This is a genomic window from Pseudoalteromonas luteoviolacea NCIMB 1944 (genome assembly GCF_001625565.1).
Classification (GTDB): Bacteria; Pseudomonadota; Gammaproteobacteria; order Enterobacterales; family Alteromonadaceae; genus Pseudoalteromonas; species Pseudoalteromonas luteoviolacea_F.
Map to the genome: position 1 here is coordinate 99,912 of NZ_AUXS01000013.1, position 17,286 is coordinate 117,197.

The 17,286-nt window shown below is 44.4% G+C and carries 12 protein-coding genes; 8 read left to right on the forward strand and 4 right to left on the reverse strand.

Going from position 1 to position 17,286, the window contains the following annotated elements:
* Positions 1 to 19: 19 nt before the first annotated feature.
* The 6 genes from N483_RS02380 to can all read left to right on the forward strand — a co-directional run bounded on the left by N483_RS02380 (position 20) and on the right by can (position 7,504).
* A complete protein-coding gene (locus tag N483_RS02380; RefSeq protein ID WP_023397707.1) occupies positions 20 to 943 on the forward strand; it encodes a branched-chain amino acid transaminase in 924 nt (307 codons plus the stop codon).
* Positions 944 to 1,016: 73 nt separating this feature from the next.
* Positions 1,017 to 2,873 carry a dihydroxy-acid dehydratase gene (gene ilvD / locus N483_RS02385; RefSeq protein WP_023397708.1) on the forward strand — a complete coding sequence of 619 codons (1,857 nt, stop codon included), beginning with the start codon at positions 1,017 to 1,019 and terminating at the stop codon, positions 2,871 to 2,873.
* Between the two features lie 2 nt (positions 2,874 to 2,875).
* Positions 2,876 to 4,417 (forward strand): threonine ammonia-lyase, biosynthetic, encoded by a 1,542-nt coding sequence (gene ilvA / locus N483_RS02390; RefSeq protein WP_023397709.1) that lies wholly within the window; start codon positions 2,876 to 2,878, stop codon positions 4,415 to 4,417.
* A gap of 70 nt (positions 4,418 to 4,487) precedes the next feature.
* Positions 4,488 to 5,537 carry an ABC transporter substrate-binding protein gene (locus N483_RS02395; RefSeq protein WP_023397710.1) on the forward strand — a complete coding sequence of 350 codons (1,050 nt, stop codon included), beginning with the start codon at positions 4,488 to 4,490 and terminating at the stop codon, positions 5,535 to 5,537.
* A 75-nt stretch (positions 5,538 to 5,612) separates the two neighbouring features.
* Complete coding sequence (locus N483_RS02400) at positions 5,613 to 6,797, forward strand: methyltransferase (protein ID WP_023397711.1); 1,185 nt, start codon at positions 5,613 to 5,615, stop codon at positions 6,795 to 6,797.
* Positions 6,798 to 6,811: 14 nt separating this feature from the next.
* Positions 6,812 to 7,504, forward strand: coding sequence for a carbonate dehydratase (gene can, locus N483_RS02405; RefSeq protein WP_023397712.1), 693 nt, complete (start codon positions 6,812 to 6,814; stop codon positions 7,502 to 7,504).
* Positions 7,505 to 7,563: 59 nt separating this feature from the next.
* On the opposite strand, the gene ubiK is transcribed toward can, so the two are convergent.
* The gene (gene ubiK / locus N483_RS02410) at positions 7,564 to 7,827 is read right to left on the reverse strand and encodes a ubiquinone biosynthesis accessory factor UbiK (RefSeq protein ID WP_023397713.1); all 264 of its coding nucleotides are present in this window, start codon (positions 7,825 to 7,827) and stop codon (positions 7,564 to 7,566) included.
* A gap of 187 nt (positions 7,828 to 8,014) precedes the next feature.
* On the opposite strand from ubiK, the gene rep reads away from it, so the two are divergent.
* Positions 8,015 to 10,027, forward strand: coding sequence for a DNA helicase Rep (gene rep / locus N483_RS02415; RefSeq protein ID WP_023397714.1), 2,013 nt, complete (start codon positions 8,015 to 8,017; stop codon positions 10,025 to 10,027).
* On the opposite strand, the gene N483_RS02420 is transcribed toward rep, so the two are convergent.
* The 3 genes from N483_RS02420 to elbB form a co-directional block, all read right to left on the reverse strand.
* Positions 10,016 to 12,586 (reverse strand): diguanylate cyclase domain-containing protein, encoded by a 2,571-nt coding sequence (locus N483_RS02420; RefSeq protein ID WP_023397715.1) that lies wholly within the window; start codon positions 12,584 to 12,586, stop codon positions 10,016 to 10,018. The two genes, rep and N483_RS02420, sit on opposite strands and share 12 nt — an antisense overlap.
* 159 nt (positions 12,587 to 12,745) lie before the next feature.
* Positions 12,746 to 13,135: a c-type cytochrome gene (locus tag N483_RS02425; protein ID WP_023397716.1), complete on the reverse strand. Its 390-nt coding sequence runs from the start codon at positions 13,133 to 13,135 to the stop codon at positions 12,746 to 12,748.
* 207 nt (positions 13,136 to 13,342) lie between these two features.
* Positions 13,343 to 13,996, reverse strand: coding sequence for an isoprenoid biosynthesis glyoxalase ElbB (elbB, locus tag N483_RS02430; RefSeq protein WP_023397717.1), 654 nt, complete (start codon positions 13,994 to 13,996; stop codon positions 13,343 to 13,345).
* A gap of 419 nt (positions 13,997 to 14,415) precedes the next feature.
* On the opposite strand from elbB, the gene polA reads away from it, so the two are divergent.
* Positions 14,416 to 17,166 carry a DNA polymerase I gene (polA, locus tag N483_RS02435; protein ID WP_023397718.1) on the forward strand — a complete coding sequence of 917 codons (2,751 nt, stop codon included), beginning with the start codon at positions 14,416 to 14,418 and terminating at the stop codon, positions 17,164 to 17,166.
* Positions 17,167 to 17,286: the final 120 nt, after the last annotated feature.

Here is a 17,286-nt window from a genome sequence, read left to right on the forward strand (position 1 = left end):
AATATTAAGGTTTTAAAGAATGACACAAACATCAGAACTTATTTGGCACAACGGTGAAATGATCCCTTACCAAGAGGCGACAACGCATGTATTGAGCCATGCACTACACTATGGCAGTTCGGTATTCGAGGGGATCAGAGCATATGATACGCCAAATGGTCCTGCCATATTTCGCTTGGACGATCATATTCAGCGTTTGTTTGACTCCGCGAAAATTTATCGTATGGAGATCCCGTTTTCTCAAGAAGAGGTTAAAGCAGCTTGTAAGCAGGCGGTTAAAGAAAATGGATTCAGCAATGCTTACTTGAGACCATTTGCGTTTCTAGGCCATGTCGGGCTAGGGCTTAACCCTAAATCACATGTTGCTGATGTAACAGTCGCGGCGATGGAGTGGGGGGCATACCTTGGTGAAGATAGCTTGGCTGAAGGGGTGGATGTGTGCGTGTCATCTTGGAGTCGCCTTGCGCCAAACACCATGCCAACTGCCGCAAAAGCGGGGGGAAATTACCTTTCTTCACAGTTGATTTCAGGTGAAGCAAAACGCAATGGCTATGTAGAGGGCATTGCACTGGATGTGAACGGTTACTTAAGTGAAGGTGCTGGTGAAAACCTCTTTATGGTTAGAAAGGGCGTGCTTTATACACCCCCAACTACAGCGTGTATATTACCTGGCTTAACCCGCGATACCATTATTCATTTAGCAAAAGAGCGTGGCTATGAAGTCAGAGAAGAGCCAATTGCTCGTGAAGCGTTGTACTTGGCAGACGAGTTTTTCATGGTGGGAACTGCGGCGGAAGTAGTCCCTGTGCGCAGCGTTGACAAGATCCAAGTTGGAGCAGGTAAACGCGGACCAATCACGGCAGAGCTACAGCAAGCTTATTTTGATTTAGTCAAAGGGCAAGCGAAAGATCCAGAGGGTTGGCTAGATTACGTGAATAGCTAAAACTTTGTAGATTATTTATTTTTGGGAATGAGGTATTACCGGGTATCGGTAAAAATGAGAAAAAGGGGTATACATGGCTAAGTTACGAAGTAAAACAACGACAGAAGGTCGTAAACGTGCAGGCGCGAGAGCACTTTGGCGTGCGACAGGTATGACGGACGAAGATTTCCATAAACCGATGATCGCGGTAGTCAATTCATACACGCAATTTGTACCTGGTCATGTACACCTTAATCAGCTCAGTGATTTAATGGCTGATGCCATCAGAGAAGCAGGCGGTGTGCCGCGTGAGTTTAATACGATAGCCATTGATGACGGGATCGCCATGGGCCATGGGGGTATGCTGTATTCTTTACCTTCACGAGATCTAATAGCTGACTCCGTTGAATATATGGTAAACGCACACTGCGCCGATGCGATGGTGTGCATATCTAACTGTGACAAAATCACTCCAGGCATGTTGTTAGCCGCTTTACGACTCAATATCCCAGTTATTTTTGTTTCAGGTGGTCCGATGGAAGCGGGCAAAACCCGGTTAGCAGATATCGATTTGAAGCTCGACTTGGTCGATGCGATGGTAAAAGGCGCTGATCCAACTGTGAGCGATGAAGATTCAGAACAGGTTGAACGTTCTGCTTGCCCGACATGTGGATCGTGCTCAGGCATGTTTACTGCGAACTCAATGAACTGTCTTCTTGAGTCTCTTGGGCTTGCTTTGCCTGGCAATGGCACAACACTTGCGACGCACAAAGATAGACGGCAACTATATGATGGCGCAGCAAAACGCATTGTCGCGCTATGTGATGAGTATTATCAACAAGATAATGCAGCAGTGCTACCGAGAAATATTGCCAACCAAGCCGCTTTTAATAATGCAATGACGCTGGATATTGCGATGGGTGGTTCATCAAATACGGTACTACACATTTTAGCCGCAGCACAAGAAGCGGGTGTCGACTTTGATATGGCAGATATCGATCAGTTGTCGAGAAATACGCCATTCTTGTGCAAAGTTGCACCGGCGACTCAGCAATACCACATAGAAGATGTGCATCGAGCTGGTGGCATTATGGCGATTCTAAACGAGTTGGCAAAAGCCGGTAAGTTGGATCTTTCTGTTGGTCATGTGGCTGGTGGCACACTCGGTGATGTATTGGCGCGCTGGGATGCCAATGACAGCACAAATGAAAAGGCTCAAACATTCTATCGTGCCGGCCCTGCGGGGATCCGTACAACGACAGCAATGAGCCAAGAGTATCGCTGGGATACGTTAGACCTAGACCGCGAAGGTGGATGTATTCGCAGTGTCGAACATGCATTTCGTCAAGACGGAGGCTTAGCGGTTTTAACTGGTAACTTAGCACCAGATGGCTGCATTGTGAAAAGTGCCGGTGTGGTTGATGAAATGCTGGAATTTACTGGACCTGCGGTAGTGTATGAATCACAAGACGATGCGGTAGAAGGGATCTTAGGCGGCGATGTCAAAAAAGGGGATGTCGTTTTGATCCGCTACGAAGGTCCAAAAGGTGGGCCCGGGATGCAAGAAATGCTGTATCCAACTAGTTACCTTAAATCGATGGGATTAGATAAAGATTGTGCGCTCTTAACTGATGGACGCTTTTCAGGTGGTACATCAGGATTATCGATTGGCCATGTATCACCAGAAGCGGCGAGCGAAGGGACATTAGCACTAGTAGAAAATGGAGATCTGATAGCGATTAACATTCACACGCGCTCAATCGATGTATTGTTGGATGATACTGAGTTAGCGCTGCGCCGTGAAAAGCAAAGTGCACGTGGTAAAGAAGCCTATAAGCCGCTCAATCGCGAGCGCGTGGTTACGCCAGCACTAAAAGCATATGCGCTATTGGCAACCAGTGCTGATAAAGGCGCTGTAAGAGACCTGGAAAAATTAGAGGAGCTCAGTTAGCTATGGTGGCACAAGAGCTAGACTACTTTAGGGCTATAATTCAAGCAAATATGGCACCACTGGTGAAGCAAACGGATGTGAGTCACTTAAAGGGGTTGTCTGAGCGGCTCAACCATCAAGTTTGGCTAAAACGTGAAGATCAGCAGCCTGTTTATTCATTTAAACTCAGAGGTGCGTTTAATAAGTTGCGTCAACTACCTACAAATTCGCATGTGGTAACCGCATCTGCGGGAAATCATGCTCAGGGGGTTGCACTGAGTGCAGCTCATTTGGGGCATAAAGCAACTATTGTGATGCCTGTGACTACGCCAGAAATTAAGGTTAACGCAGTGAGGAATATGGGTGGTCACGTTGTATTGCATGGCCATCACTTCGATGCGGCGAACGCTCATGCACAAGCTTTGTGTCAGCAACAAGGCGGTGTGTTTGTACCGCCATTTGACGACAAAGATGTGATTGTTGGGCAGGGCACTGTGGCACGAGAAATGATGCAGCAACTGGATAAACTGGATGTTGTATTTATCCCAGTGGGAGGCGGTGGTCTGTTAGCGGGAATGGCGGTATATATTAAGTCCCTGCGTCCAGATATTCGTGTAATTGGTGTTGAAGCCACGGAAAGTGCTTGTTTGTACGCAGCAATGCAGGAAGGTGAACCTGTTGAGTTAGAACAAGTCGGATGTTTTGCCGATGGTATTGCCGTCAAACGTATTGGAGAGGAAACTTTTCGACTAGCACAAACATACTGTGATGAAGTGATGTTGGTGACAACAGATGAGATCTGTGCGGCAGTGCAAGATATCTTTATCGAAACGCGCGCAATTGCTGAGCCTTCAGGTGCGGTTGCTCTAGCTGGATTAAAGAAATGGAGTGCCGAGCACTCTCAGTCATCGATGTCATTGGCTGCAGTATTGTCGGGGGCAAATCTCAATTTTGATCGGCTGCGCTATATTGCAGAGCGAACCGCCCTTGGTGCAAAAAGCGAAGCTCTACTCGGTGTGACCATAGATGAACGAAAAGGGAGTTTTAAGCAGTTTTGTAATACGCTTGGCGGGCGTTCAATTACAGAGTTTAATTATCGGTTTGCTGGCGGCAATAAGGCCCAGATCTTTGTCGGGATAGGGCTGCGCAGTGCAGATGAAGAGTTGCAAGAGTTAAAAGCGAGTTTGGAAGAGAATGAATATGAATTTACCGACTTGTCAGACAATGAGTTGGCCAAGTTACATATTCGGTATATGGTTGGCGGAAAACCGCCTGTGGCTATTCAGGAAAGGTTATTGCGCTTTGAATTCCCAGAGTACCCAGGTGCATTATTGAGGTTTTTAGAAATGCTGGGTTGTGAGTGGAACATTACGCTATTTCACTATCGCAATCATGGCGCTGCAAAAGGGCATGTTTTAGCCGGGTTTGAAATGGCTCCGCAAGAGTATGCTAAATTTGAAGAGCACTTGTGCCGCTTGGGTTATGACTATCAAGATGAGACCAATAACCCCTGTTTTAGCCAATACCTCAAATCAGATCAGGACTACGCCCGCAAAGTAAGTTGAGTTTGATGCTCTGACTGTCTTTTCTGTCCTTAGCCTTCTATATTCAATATAGAAAGACTAAGGATAGCTTATGCTCCGTTGCCTCATTTTACTTATATTTGTTTGTGGTGGTGCACATGCCACCGTGCTAGAGCCTGTGACTCTGCAATTGAAATGGGTGCATCAATTTCAATTTGCAGGCTACTATGTTGCGAAACAAAAAGGTTTTTATCGAGAGGCTGGGCTAGATGTCAATATCATGCCAGCTCAAATGCACCAACCTGATGAACAATTCAAAGTGCTCACCGGTCAGGCACAATTTGGCGTGACACATTCAGGTTTGTTGGAACAGCGCATGTCCGGAAAACCGCTTGTCGCTCTTGCCGCGGTGTTTCAATCTTCCCCTTATTGCTGGATGGTACACGCCGATAGTGATATCTACTCTCCCAAAGATTTTCAAGGTAAGAGAATTAGTCATTTAGGCCGTTCAGAGGGGGCTGAGCTTGTACTCATTTTAGAGCGTGCGGGTATAGATGTAAGTCAATTGCCAATTTACTCAGGACTGTCACCTTTACAGGACTTCAAAATGGGTAAGTTTGATGCATTGCAAGTATATATCTCCAATGAACCGTTCAAAATGGCGCAGCAGGGTATAGCGACCAGGCAGATCTGTCCAAAGCACTACGGGATCAATGTGTATGCGGATATATTGTTTACGTCTGAAGATGTATACACATATCGACCGGAAATGGTCGCGAAATTTCGCAGTGCCAGTTTGCGCGGATGGCGATACGCTTTGGCAAACTTAGATGAAGCGCTACAGATCACTAAGCTATATGCAAAGCATAAAAGCTATGAAGAACTAGCTAATGAAGCAGATAAATTACTGCCTTTTATTAAGGCGCCAGGGATACCGGTTGGCAATATGTCATTGGCAAGATGGCAATGGATCGCACAGTTGTACCATCTTGACCTTGCGAGCTTTCATGAACACAAAAATGCTTTTTTGTATTCAGATGGTAGCAAAACAGAAATTAACTGGTCTTGGATGTTGATCCTAGCTATCGTGCTAAGCATTTTGTGTGTGCCAATGTACATTAGTTTAGTTTTGCAGCGGAAAAGCTATAGTTTGCAAGATTGAAATGAAGGCGTGAGGATTTTCTAATCTGCCTCGGATAGATTACAATAGCGTGACTTGAAGTAACCTCTATTGCTTATGATCTCGTCTTACACTTCGCATTTTCAGTCACTGGATAGACTACTCTATGAAACCCGACAATACTGGCAGCTATTGGCTTTTGATCACCTGACAACGCCGTGGCCAGAATTGGATGATTATCTATTGCAACTCGATGAAGCCACGTTGAGTGCATTGGATAGGGACCAAACAGCACTGCAGCAAGCGTTGTCAGCGCATATACCACAGCTGACGCAGATCAGTGAATTAACGAAAATTAATATGCCACTTCGGGACCGTCCAGAACTCCCATTTTGGTTAAGTAATGGCATTAAAGGGCGCAAAGTCGGACAATTGCAAGACTTTGTCGCTGCGCTAGATGAGCGAGAGTTGCCAATATTAGAATGGTGCGCTGGCAAGGGGCATTTAGGCAGGATATTGGCGTATCGAGGGGTGCCTCATGTCGATAGCATTGAGCTACAGGTGCATTTGTGTGAGCAGGGCGCGCACAGTGCTGCGCATCAAAAGCTAGCGATGACGTTCCACTGCGCGAATGTCTTGACAGAGCCGGTGGGTCACCACTTTAAACCGCACCAGCACGCGGTCGCACTGCATGCATGTGGTAAGTTGCATCAAAACTTTATGCGCGAAGCTACGCAAGTGGGCTGTGAAAAAATTAGCTTATCGCCTTGTTGTTATCATTTATTCACCAGTGATGAATATCAAGCTATGAGTGATGTGGGCAAGAAGAGCCAACTGCGATTAACTCACAACGACATGAAACTTGCGCTTCAAGAAACGGTTACTGCGCCTTCTCGGGTGGCAAAAGTGCGTAAAAAAGAAGTTTTATGGCGATTAGCATTTGATGCGCTGAGGCGTGATATTACACAAAGTACAAATTATGTTAGTGTCCCTTCGGTAAATAAAGCAATATTCTCTGGTGAATTCCACGAGTTTTGTCACTGGGCGGCTGAACAAAAAGAACTAAAGCTGCCCCAACAAATTGATTATCAACATTACTTGGCTCAGGCTCAAAAACGGCAAAAAGTCACCGAGCGCATCGAGCTAGTTCGCCATGGTTTTAGGCGTGCAATAGAATTGTGGCTGGTGCTAGATAGAGTGTTATATTTACAATCGGCTGGGTATGATGTGACACTTGAACAGTTCTGTGAAAAGTCACTGACACCAAGGAATTTATTGATACAGGCGACAAAGCGCCAGTAGGTAAGGGGATAGATATGTGCCAACAACAAAAAAGTCATCTAGCGCACTTGCTGGAAAATAATCGCCAGTGGGCCGAGCGAACACAATTACGTGACCCAGAGTTCTTCAAAACGTTGTCAATGCAACAAAACCCAGATTATTTATGGATTGGTTGCTCTGATTCCCGAGTGCCGGCCAATGAGATCGTTGACTTACTTCCTGGCGAGTTATTCGTTCATCGCAACGTTGCAAATGTGGTTGTTCATACGGATCACAACTGTCTCTCGGTCATGCAATACGCTGTAGAAGTATTGAAGGTGAGCCATATCATGGTTGTTGGGCACTATGGGTGTGGTGGAGTAAAAGCAGCATTGGACGGTGCTAAGTTTGGGTTAATCGACAACTGGCTTAGACATGTTGTTGATATTAAAGAGAAGCATCAAGCAGTATTACGAGAGGTAAGCGCCTCTGTGCGTAGTGATGTTTTATGTGAACTTAATGTCATAGAACAAGTTCGCAATGTGTGTCGCACAAGCATAGTGCAAGATGCATGGCACAGAGGACAAAAGCTAGAAGTTCATGGATGGGTATATGGACTTGAAGATGGACTACTACATGAGCTTGTTCCTGGCGTCAGTTCAGACCCTGGTTTGTCATCAAGCTATGAGCAAGCACTACTGTCACTAGTGACCCGGTACGTTGACCGTGGCGATCAACAAGCAGTTTAATCGATTGGATGTAAGCACACAGAGTTGTGTGCTTTTTACATGAAGTAAAGATGAAGCGATTATTCTGCGTCGTTTTGCTTTTCCAGTCTAGCTTCTAACTCGGCAACTTTGGCCTCTAACTCAGTCAGTTTCTCACGGGTTCTGATCAAAACTTTACTTTGAATATCAAATTCTTCGCGACTTACAAAGTCCATTTCTGTCAATTTTGTTTGAATGGCTTGTTTGGTTTTCGCTTCAAATGTTTCTGCTAAATTACGCACACCTTGTGGCATGTTACTTGAGATCTGCTTTGCGATCTCTTCGATCTTTGCTGGGTTTATCATGTCAGTGCCTTATAGCTAGTTATTGCGGATATCTTACCGTAAACCGTTGGCTCTATAAAAGTATTTTAGTGCCCTTGGCATCGGGATCAACCGCGTTGTTTAATCATAATCAAAACTTTGCAAATTGGTATTATGGTATGAATAAGATAAACTAGGCGGTTCCAGTTGGTCAGGATACACGCCTTTTATGAAACTCAATCCCAAACAAGATGAAGCCGTTAAGTATATTAGTGGTCCATGCCTCGTATTAGCGGGCGCAGGCTCCGGAAAAACTCGCGTGATCACAAATAAAATCGCTTATCTCGTGCAGCATTGTGAATATAAAGCGCGCAATATCGCTGCGGTGACATTTACCAACAAAGCCGCAAAGGAAATGCGCGAACGTGTATCGCAAACTTTAGGAAAACAAGATGCCAAAGGGTTGTGGATCTCTACATTTCACACTTTGGGATTGAATATCATTAAAAAAGAGGTGAAAACACTCGGTTTTAAACCTGGTTTTTCACTTTTTGATGATCAAGATACCAACCAGTTACTGGCTGAGTTAACAGAGAAAGAGCTAGAGAAAGACAAAGATCTTTTGAACTTACTCAAGATGCAAATAGGCAACTGGAAGAATGACCTGATTTTACCTGAACGTGCAATTAGAGAAGCGCGAGAGCCGCAAAAGGCGTTGTTTGCTCAGCTCTATGCGCGTTATCAAACTCAGCTTAGAGCCTACAATGCCCTAGATTTTGATGATCTGATCATGATCCCTACGTTGTTACTTGGTAGCTCAGCAGACGTGAGAGAGCGCTGGCAAAATCAGTTTAGGTATTTGTTGGTGGATGAATATCAAGATACCAATACCAGCCAGTATCAGCTGGTAAAGCTATTAGTTGGCGAACGTGCACGATTTACAGTGGTAGGTGATGACGATCAATCAATTTACTCTTGGCGGGGGGCAAAGCCACAAAACTTAGTACTCTTGAGCAAAGACTACCCTGGACTGCGTTTAATAAAATTAGAGCAAAACTATCGCAGTGCAGGGCGTATTTTGAAATCCGCTAATATTTTGATAGCCAATAACCCTCACGAATTTGATAAAAAGTTATTCAGTGAATTGGGATATGGGGATCCACTGCGCGTCATAGCCACTCGTGACGAGGAACATGAAGCTGAGCGCGTGGTTGCAGAGATCATTTCTCACAAATTTATGAAGCGCACTAGCTATAAAGATTATGCGATTTTGTATCGTGGCAATCACCAAGCACGGGTATTTGAAAAGGCCTTGATGGCGAACCGCATTCCTTACAAAATAAGCGGGGGGATGTCGTTTTTTGCGCGCAGTGAAATTAAAGACATCATGGCTTATTTACGTCTGTTGGTGAATCAAGATGACGACAATGCGTTTCTGCGCATAGTGAATACGCCAAGACGTGAAATAGGCCCTGTCACCCTTGAAAAGCTGGGAAGCTTGGCCAATGACAAGCACATTAGTTTGTTTGAGGCATGCTTTGATCCAGATTTGACTCAACGTCTGACAGGCAAAGGGTTTAATGCATTAGCGGGCTTTGCGCGTTGGGTTGTGGAGTTGAGTGATCGAGCCGTGCGCGGAAATACCCTGGAAGCAGTTAAAGATATGATCCGTGAGATCAATTATGAAACGTATCTATATGAGTCATCGACTAGCGCGAAAGCAGCAGAAATGAGAATGAAAAATGTCTCTGAGTTATACCGTTGGATCAGCGATATGTTGACCGGCGATGCTGACAATCCGCCAATGACACTGTCTGAGGTAGTGACCAAATTGACACTTAGAGATATGCTTGAGCGCAACGAGGAGGAAGATGAGAGTGATGCAGTTCAACTGTTGACGTTACATGCCTCGAAAGGTTTGGAGTACCCTCATGTCTTTATGGTTGGCATGGAGGAGGGCTTGTTGCCGCATCAAACCAGCATCGATGAAGATAACGTCGAAGAAGAGCGACGTCTAGCTTATGTTGGGATCACTCGTGCTCAGCAGACTCTGACGTTAACATATGCGAAAAGCCGCCGCCAATTCGGCGAGCAAATTACGCCAGAACTTAGCCGTTTTGTACAAGAGCTACCTCAAGATGACTTGCAGTTCGAAGGAAAAAAAGCAGTTGTGTCGCAATCAGAGAGAATGGAAAAAGGACAAGCTAGAGTCGCTAATCTACGTGCGATGTTAAAACGTTAGAGTTTCGTGCTCGTTGACGCAGTTGCTGCTTTGACGAGCACTTTTTAAATTTTGTTGCTTGCCAAAAAATAACTGCAATCCATGTTTTTCTAAGAGGCTTCTAAAGTTCAAGATGGCGGGCCCTTTAGCAATGACCTGAATTGATTTCAAATGGGTTATGGCCAAAATCCCCTGTAGCTGAATATCATAGCTGTTTTGTTGCAATACGCGTTTACTAAATACCGAACTCAACAATACGTATTTGAAATCAATGCTGCTTAAAAAGGCTAAGTCACAGCGATCTTTGGCAAAGTCGTTGAGGCCAATATTTACGCCCAGCAGAGGTAACTCTTTGAGGTTTTCTAATTGCACGCTGGAGGCGTATCGCACTTCATTTTCATCAAACATTAAACACAGCTGTGTGTTACTTTGGCTGAGCATATGTTTTAAGGTAACGAAGGCAGAAGACTCTAAAACGATGGTAGAACAAGCAAGTAGGACATCTTGATTGTAACTTTGTGCAATCTTAAGTGCTTTTTCTAGTAACCCTAATTCAATATCCAATTGCTCATCTTTGGCCGCGGCAAACTTTTTCAAGACATCGAAGCTAGTACTGCCCAATACGGGGTGCTCGCCAAAGGCTTCCAGCGTCACGATTTGTGTGGCTTGATTTCCAAAATCAACGATTTCTGTGCTTCTAAAGTGGGTTGGCAGCGCGGTCAAGTGGTGTTGCTCTTCTGCTTTTGTTGCACTACCAGACGAAGCTGTGAGCAATGGATGATAAAACTCGTAGCGACCACGGCCTGCATTTTTTGCATAGTACATGGCTGCGTCAGCATCACGAATGATCTCATCGGTATTTTTATATTCTTTATTACTGTACGTAATACCAATACTGGCACCACTTTGCATGCATACTCCTTTCATGCAGAATGGCTGTTGCATGACGCGAATAAGGCGTTTGGCAACGTCTTCAGCTTGCTGTTTGTCGGTAAGGTGATCGAGCAAGATCACAAATTCATCACCAGCCAAGCGCGCTAATAAGTCGTGTTCTCGAATGCACTCAGAAAACGCAGAGCTAACCCAAATTAAAAATTGATCGCCAGCTTGATGCCCTAATTCGTCATTTATGACTTTAAATTTATCAAGGTCGATAAACAATACCGCAAAGTTGTGCTCAGGGTAGCGCTGATATTTTTGCAGTGTTTTTTCTAGTTGAGTCAAAAACAGACTTCGGTTGGGTAATGAGGTGAGTGGATCATGATGTGCGTCGTGATAGAGCTGTTGCTCGATTTTTTTACGCTCTTCAATTTGCATTTGCAAATGTAAATTGGTTTGTCGCAATGCCTTGGTTTTTTCAGCAACCCGGTGTTCGAGCTCTTGGTTACTTGCTTTGAGCGCTTGGTTAGCCAGATGTGTTTGTAAAACAGAGGCAATCTGATTGGAGACAAAAGAAATAAGTTCTACATCTTCATGATTGTATTCGTATTCATGATTGTAAGCTTGGCAAGCAATTAGCCCTATTACCCCTTTCGCAGTCTTTAGAGGTGCGCCCAACCAGCTTGTTGCCGTTTCTAAGTCATCGTAATCAGGAGGGCGTTTCACCACACCGCCATCGATAAGTATATCAGCGCGATTGGTGTCTATAAGTTGGCTTCGCTCAGTGGTTATCACCAGTTCACTATAGCCTTTGGCAAAGGGTCGAGGGCGATATTCCGTCACTTCATCCACACAATAGGGGAAGCTCAGCCAGTTGGAGCCGGTATCATGTAGCGCGATGTACAAGTTATTGGCAAACGTGATAGAGCGAATGATTTTATGAACCTGCTTGTAAACATCGTCAATGTCACTGAATTGTGTTGCTAATTCAGAAATCTTAAACAGTATTTGCTGTCTTTCTAAGGCGCGTTTACGCTGTTCTATTTCTTTGTTAAGCGCGTCATTACTCTGCATCAAAGCACGTGTGCGGATTTTGACTTCTGATTCAAGTAACTCTCGCTTTTTAACTCTTTCTATGGCGGTTGCCAAATATAGAGACATCACCTCAAGAAGCTCTATTTGATGCTCGTTATAAGCTTGTTGAGGTTGATAGCTCTGGGAAACCATGACGCCAATGATGTTTTTATCTCTGAATATAGGCACACCAACCCAGTGTTCAGCAGGGCTACCCAAGGCTTTGAATTTATTGTCGTCAATCATCAGCTGCATTTCATCTTTGCTTAAATACAGCACTTTTTTAGTCTTAAAGACATACCCTGTAACACCTTGATCAAAATGGTGTGATTCGTGAAGTGGTACGGAGATGCCATCTTTTTCATCGACAAAATAAGACAATTCTAGAGTTTGAGTAAATTGATTTTGCAACACAACATAAAAGCTCTTACTCGGCAAATGTTGCTCAAGTATGCTGTGAATTGCGGGGTATAGAAGAGTTAGCTCGGCAACCGTACTAGCCTGTTCAGAGAGCTGGATCAAGGCATGTTGCAAGTGATAGTTTTGTTTGTATTTTTTCAGCAAGGACTCTAAGCGGCGATTCTTACGAGTAAGCTTGCGAATTGCAACGTCGTTTGGATCTTCCAATGATTAAACCAAAGGCTATTATTGTTTATTTATTAAACTTTATATTTTCACTTTTGACTTGGAGGGTCAAGTGTAAAATGTTAATTCAGTTCTTGGATAAACATTTTGCCTTAATAGAGACAAATAAGCGAGTATTTGTCTCCGTTTTTTATACGACAGCTATTTGATCATAAACTCGATAGCAGCTGCGATCTCTTCATCACTACAGTCCATACAGGTGCCTTTTGGCGGCATCGCATTAAATCCTTTAATTGCGTGATCAAGTAAGACGTCTGAGCCCTTAGACAAACGGGTAGCCCACTCATCTGCGGTCTTTGGTGCACCGAGCGCCCCAGTGCCATGACAAGCAAAACAAGATGCTTGGTATACTTGCTCGCCAGAGCGTGGTCCAGTTGGAGCCGCGGCAGCAGTATCTTCGGCACCAGCCAAATACACAGAACCTATTGGGGCTAAGCGCTTTTTGATGGCTTCTTCGGTTAGAGAATTATCATACGGCTGGGCAACGGCGGCCGTGGATAGCATTAAGAGTGCTGCTGACAGTTTCTTCATTTACCTTGCTCACTTCAAATTTAATGTCTTCGATCACGAAGCACGACGGATGACGGTTCCTAATTGAGTATAACGTCACCACCAAATTAGTTAAAATTTAAACTTGATCTTAAGCGTATAAAAAACATCTTTTATTGCGTTAGGGCAAAGATTTGGCATTTTGTGCTTAAAATCAAGTAAATTATCTATGAGCAGTCAATCGAGCTGTTAATCGATAAGTTGAGCTAGACGTTTAATCGCTTTTTCAATACCCGCAGAGGCTTCGCTGATATTGCCAGCTAACATATAGGCCGGTGTACTGATGACTTTTTGCTGTTCATCTACAATGATATCAGTGACTGCACACTCCACATGTTCTGCGCCCAGTGCCGTAACCGCTGCGGCAGTGTCGGCATCATTGCCAATTGTTGCTTTAGTGCCAGGCTGATGTATATGACCAATCAGCGCTGGTGCGATGCACAGGTAGGTGATTGGTTTTTGTTGAGTATTAAACTGTTGGCAAACGCTTTTCAAAGCGTCTAGCACCTGAGACTCAGGGCCTTTGAAGGCAAAGTCAGATAAGTTCTTAGCCACACCAAATCCGCCAGGGATAACAAGTGCTGCAAAGTCATCAGCGTTAAGTTGATCAAGATTTTGAATATCACCGCGCGCTATACGCGCCGCTTCAGTCAAGACATTGCGTGTCTCAGCCTGTTCTTCTCCCGTTAAGTGATTGATAACATGATGTTGCTCGATATCGGGTGCAAAACAGCGGTACTGAATACCTTGTTGCTCAAGGTGCAGCATGGTCAGTACAGATTCATGAATTTCTGCACCATCAAAAACCCCACAACCACTAAAAATGATTGCTACTTGTTTCATTATTAATCTCCTAAGGCTGATTCTGCCTGCTATATTCAATGTAAGAATGTCGAGTGTGAAAAAAAATATAAAGGATCTGCTTTGATCTTTGATCATTTATGTTAGTATACGCGTCCGCTCGAAAAAACGGGTCGTTTTATCACCACTTTTCAATGGTGAAAAATACATGAGTTGTGAGATTTCCACAAACTCATTTTATAAAGAATAAAAATTAGCTTATGTATTTTGTTATAAAAATCAGAGTTTTATGATTTCTTTTCACTGGCTTTATTTTATCGCCGGTGCTTTTCTTGTGTTTATCTACAAAGTTATCCACAGTTTTTCCTTGTAAAGTTTCATTGCACTCCTCTCGTTTTATGCTAAGCCTTGTGGCATTCTTAGCGAGTTTTTAAATCTCTTTAATTAGGATCCCAAATATTATGCCTCAGATCCCAGAAAACCCTTTAATTTTGGTGGATGGTTCTTCCTATTTATTCCGCGCCTATCATGCGCCACCGCACTTGACGAATTCTCAGGGTGAAGCAACTGGTGCGATCTATGGCGTAATCAATATGCTGAAAAGCTTGGTTAAGCAGTTTGATCCTAGCCATATGGTGGTTGTTTTTGATGCTAAAGGGCCAACTTTCAGAAACGACATGTACTCAGAGTACAAGGCCAATCGACCTCCGATGCCTGATGATCTCCGTACCCAAATTGAGCCTATTCATGAAATTATTAAAGCGATGGGTCTGCCCTTGGTCAGCATTGCTGGCGTTGAAGCTGATGATGTGATCGGTACATTTTCCCGTATTGCTACGGAACAAAAACGCCATGTGTTGATCAGTACTGGCGATAAAGATATGGCTCAACTGGTTAATGAGCACGTTACTTTAATCAATACCATGACAGATACAGTGTTGGATCCGGCTGGCGTTGAAGGCAAATTTGGCATCGGTCCAGAGCTTATCATCGACTTTTTAGCTCTCATGGGTGACAAAGTCGACAATATCCCAGGCGTCCCTGGTGTAGGGGAAAAGACCGCGCTGGCGATGTTGCAAGGCTTGGGCTCCATCAAAGAGTTGTATGCCAACCTAGAGCAAATTGCGCCGCTAGGCTTTCGCGGCTCAAAGAGCATGGCGAAAAAACTAGAAGAGCATAAAGCACAGTTAGAGCTGTCCTATGAATTGGCTACCATCAAGCTCGATTGTGACGTAGAAGAAGATCTAGACACATTTAAGATCCAGCCAGTGGATAAAGATCGCTTGATTGAGCTGTATGGTCAATGCGAGTTTAAACGCTGGCTTGCAGAGTTGCTTGACGGCAAAGCGGCACCGCAAAGTGCGGCACCATCAGCAACTTCGGCACCTCAACCTGAAATTGTTGGTAATTACGAAACCATCTTAACGTCTGAACAACTGAATATCTGGGTTGAAAAGCTCAAAGGTGCAGAGGTGATGGCTTTTGACACCGAAACAACCAGTTTGGATTATATGCAAGCTGATTTGGTAGGAATGAGCTTTGCGGTTGAAGCGGGTGAAGCTGCATATTTACCTTTGACCCATGACTATATGGGAGCGCCAGAGCAGCTTGATAAACAGCTTGTTTTTGAGCTGTTACAGCCAATCTTGGAAGATCACAACATCAAGAAAGTTGGCCAAAATTTAAAATACGATAAGAGTGTACTAGCCCGAGCTGGGATCACCTTAAATGGTATCGAGTTTGATACCATGCTTGAGTCATACGTGTTTAACAGTGTAGGTACGCGTCATGATATGGACTCGCTTGCACTTAAGTTTTTAGGTCACAAAAATATCAGCTTTGAAGAAATCGCAGGCAAGGGTAAAAAACAGCTGACATTCAACCAAATCGAACTTGAAAAGGCTGCGCCTTATGCCGCTGAAGATGCCGATATCACGCTCCGCCTGCATCAGCACCTATGGCCTCTGGTGGAAAAAGAAGCCAGTTTAGTCAGCGTATTTCGTGACATTGAGTTGCCACTGATCAATGTACTGTCTGACATGGAACGTACCGGTGTTAAAATAGATAGCACTATGCTTGGTGAACAAAGCCTTGAGATTGAAAAGCGCTTGGCTGAGCTTGAGCAAGAAGCCTATGAGTTGGCAGAAGAAGAGTTCAACCTAAGCTCTACGAAACAGCTACAGGCGATTTTGTTTGAAAAGCAAGGTTTGCCGATATTGAAGAAAACGCCAAAAGGTGCCCCTTCAACGGCTGAAGAAGTATTGCAAGAGTTGGCACACGATTACCCATTGCCAAAATTGATCATAGAGCATCGTGGTTTGGCCAAGTTAAAATCAACATACACTGACAAACTACCAAAGCTTATTAATGATGAGACTCAGCGTGTTCACACCTCTTATCATCAAGCGGTGACAGCGACAGGTCGTTTGAGCTCTACAGATCCAAACTTGCAGAATATTCCAATCCGTAATGAAGCGGGGCGTCGTATTCGCCAGGCATTTGTTGCGGATGAAAACCACGTGATCCTAGCGGCTGACTACAGCCAAATAGAATTACGTATTATGGCCCATTTATCACAAGATAAAGGGTTACTGAGTGCTTTTGCAGAGGGGAAAGATGTCCACAGTGCAACGGCATCCGAAGTTTTCTCAGTGCCACTCGAAGATGTGACCTCGGATATGCGCCGTAAAGCAAAGGCGGTTAACTTTGGTTTGATTTACGGCATGAGTGCCTTTGGTTTAGCCCGTCAGTTAGATATTCCTCGCAACGAAGCACAGCACTATATGGATAAGTACTTTGAGCGTTTTCCTGGCGTGTTAGAGTATATGGAAAGCACACGTGAAAAAGCCGCTGAGCAGGGTTATGTAGAAACACTATTTGGCCGCCGTTTGTATTTGCCTGATATTAAAGCGCGCAATGGCGCTCGCCGCAAAGCTGCTGAACGCGCCGCAATCAATGCGCCAATGCAAGGCACAGCTGCAGATATTATTAAAAAAGCGATGATCAAGGTACATCAGTGGCTGCAAGAGCATAGCCAAGATGAGATCAAATTGTTGATGCAAGTACACGATGAATTGGTGTTTGAGATCAAAGCCGACAAAGTGGTCGAGTTTAGTGAGCACATTTGTCGTCTAATGAGTGAAGCTGCGACCTTAGACGTCCCCTTGGTTGTTGAAGCGGATCATGGAGACAACTGGGAGCAAGCGCACTAAATTGCGTGTCAACATAGAGCATGGGCAAACCATGCTCTAATTACTTTACCTTATCACTATTGATTCCATTGGCTGTAGATTCATAGCGAGCCAATCACGAAATTAAACAAATTTTCAAGT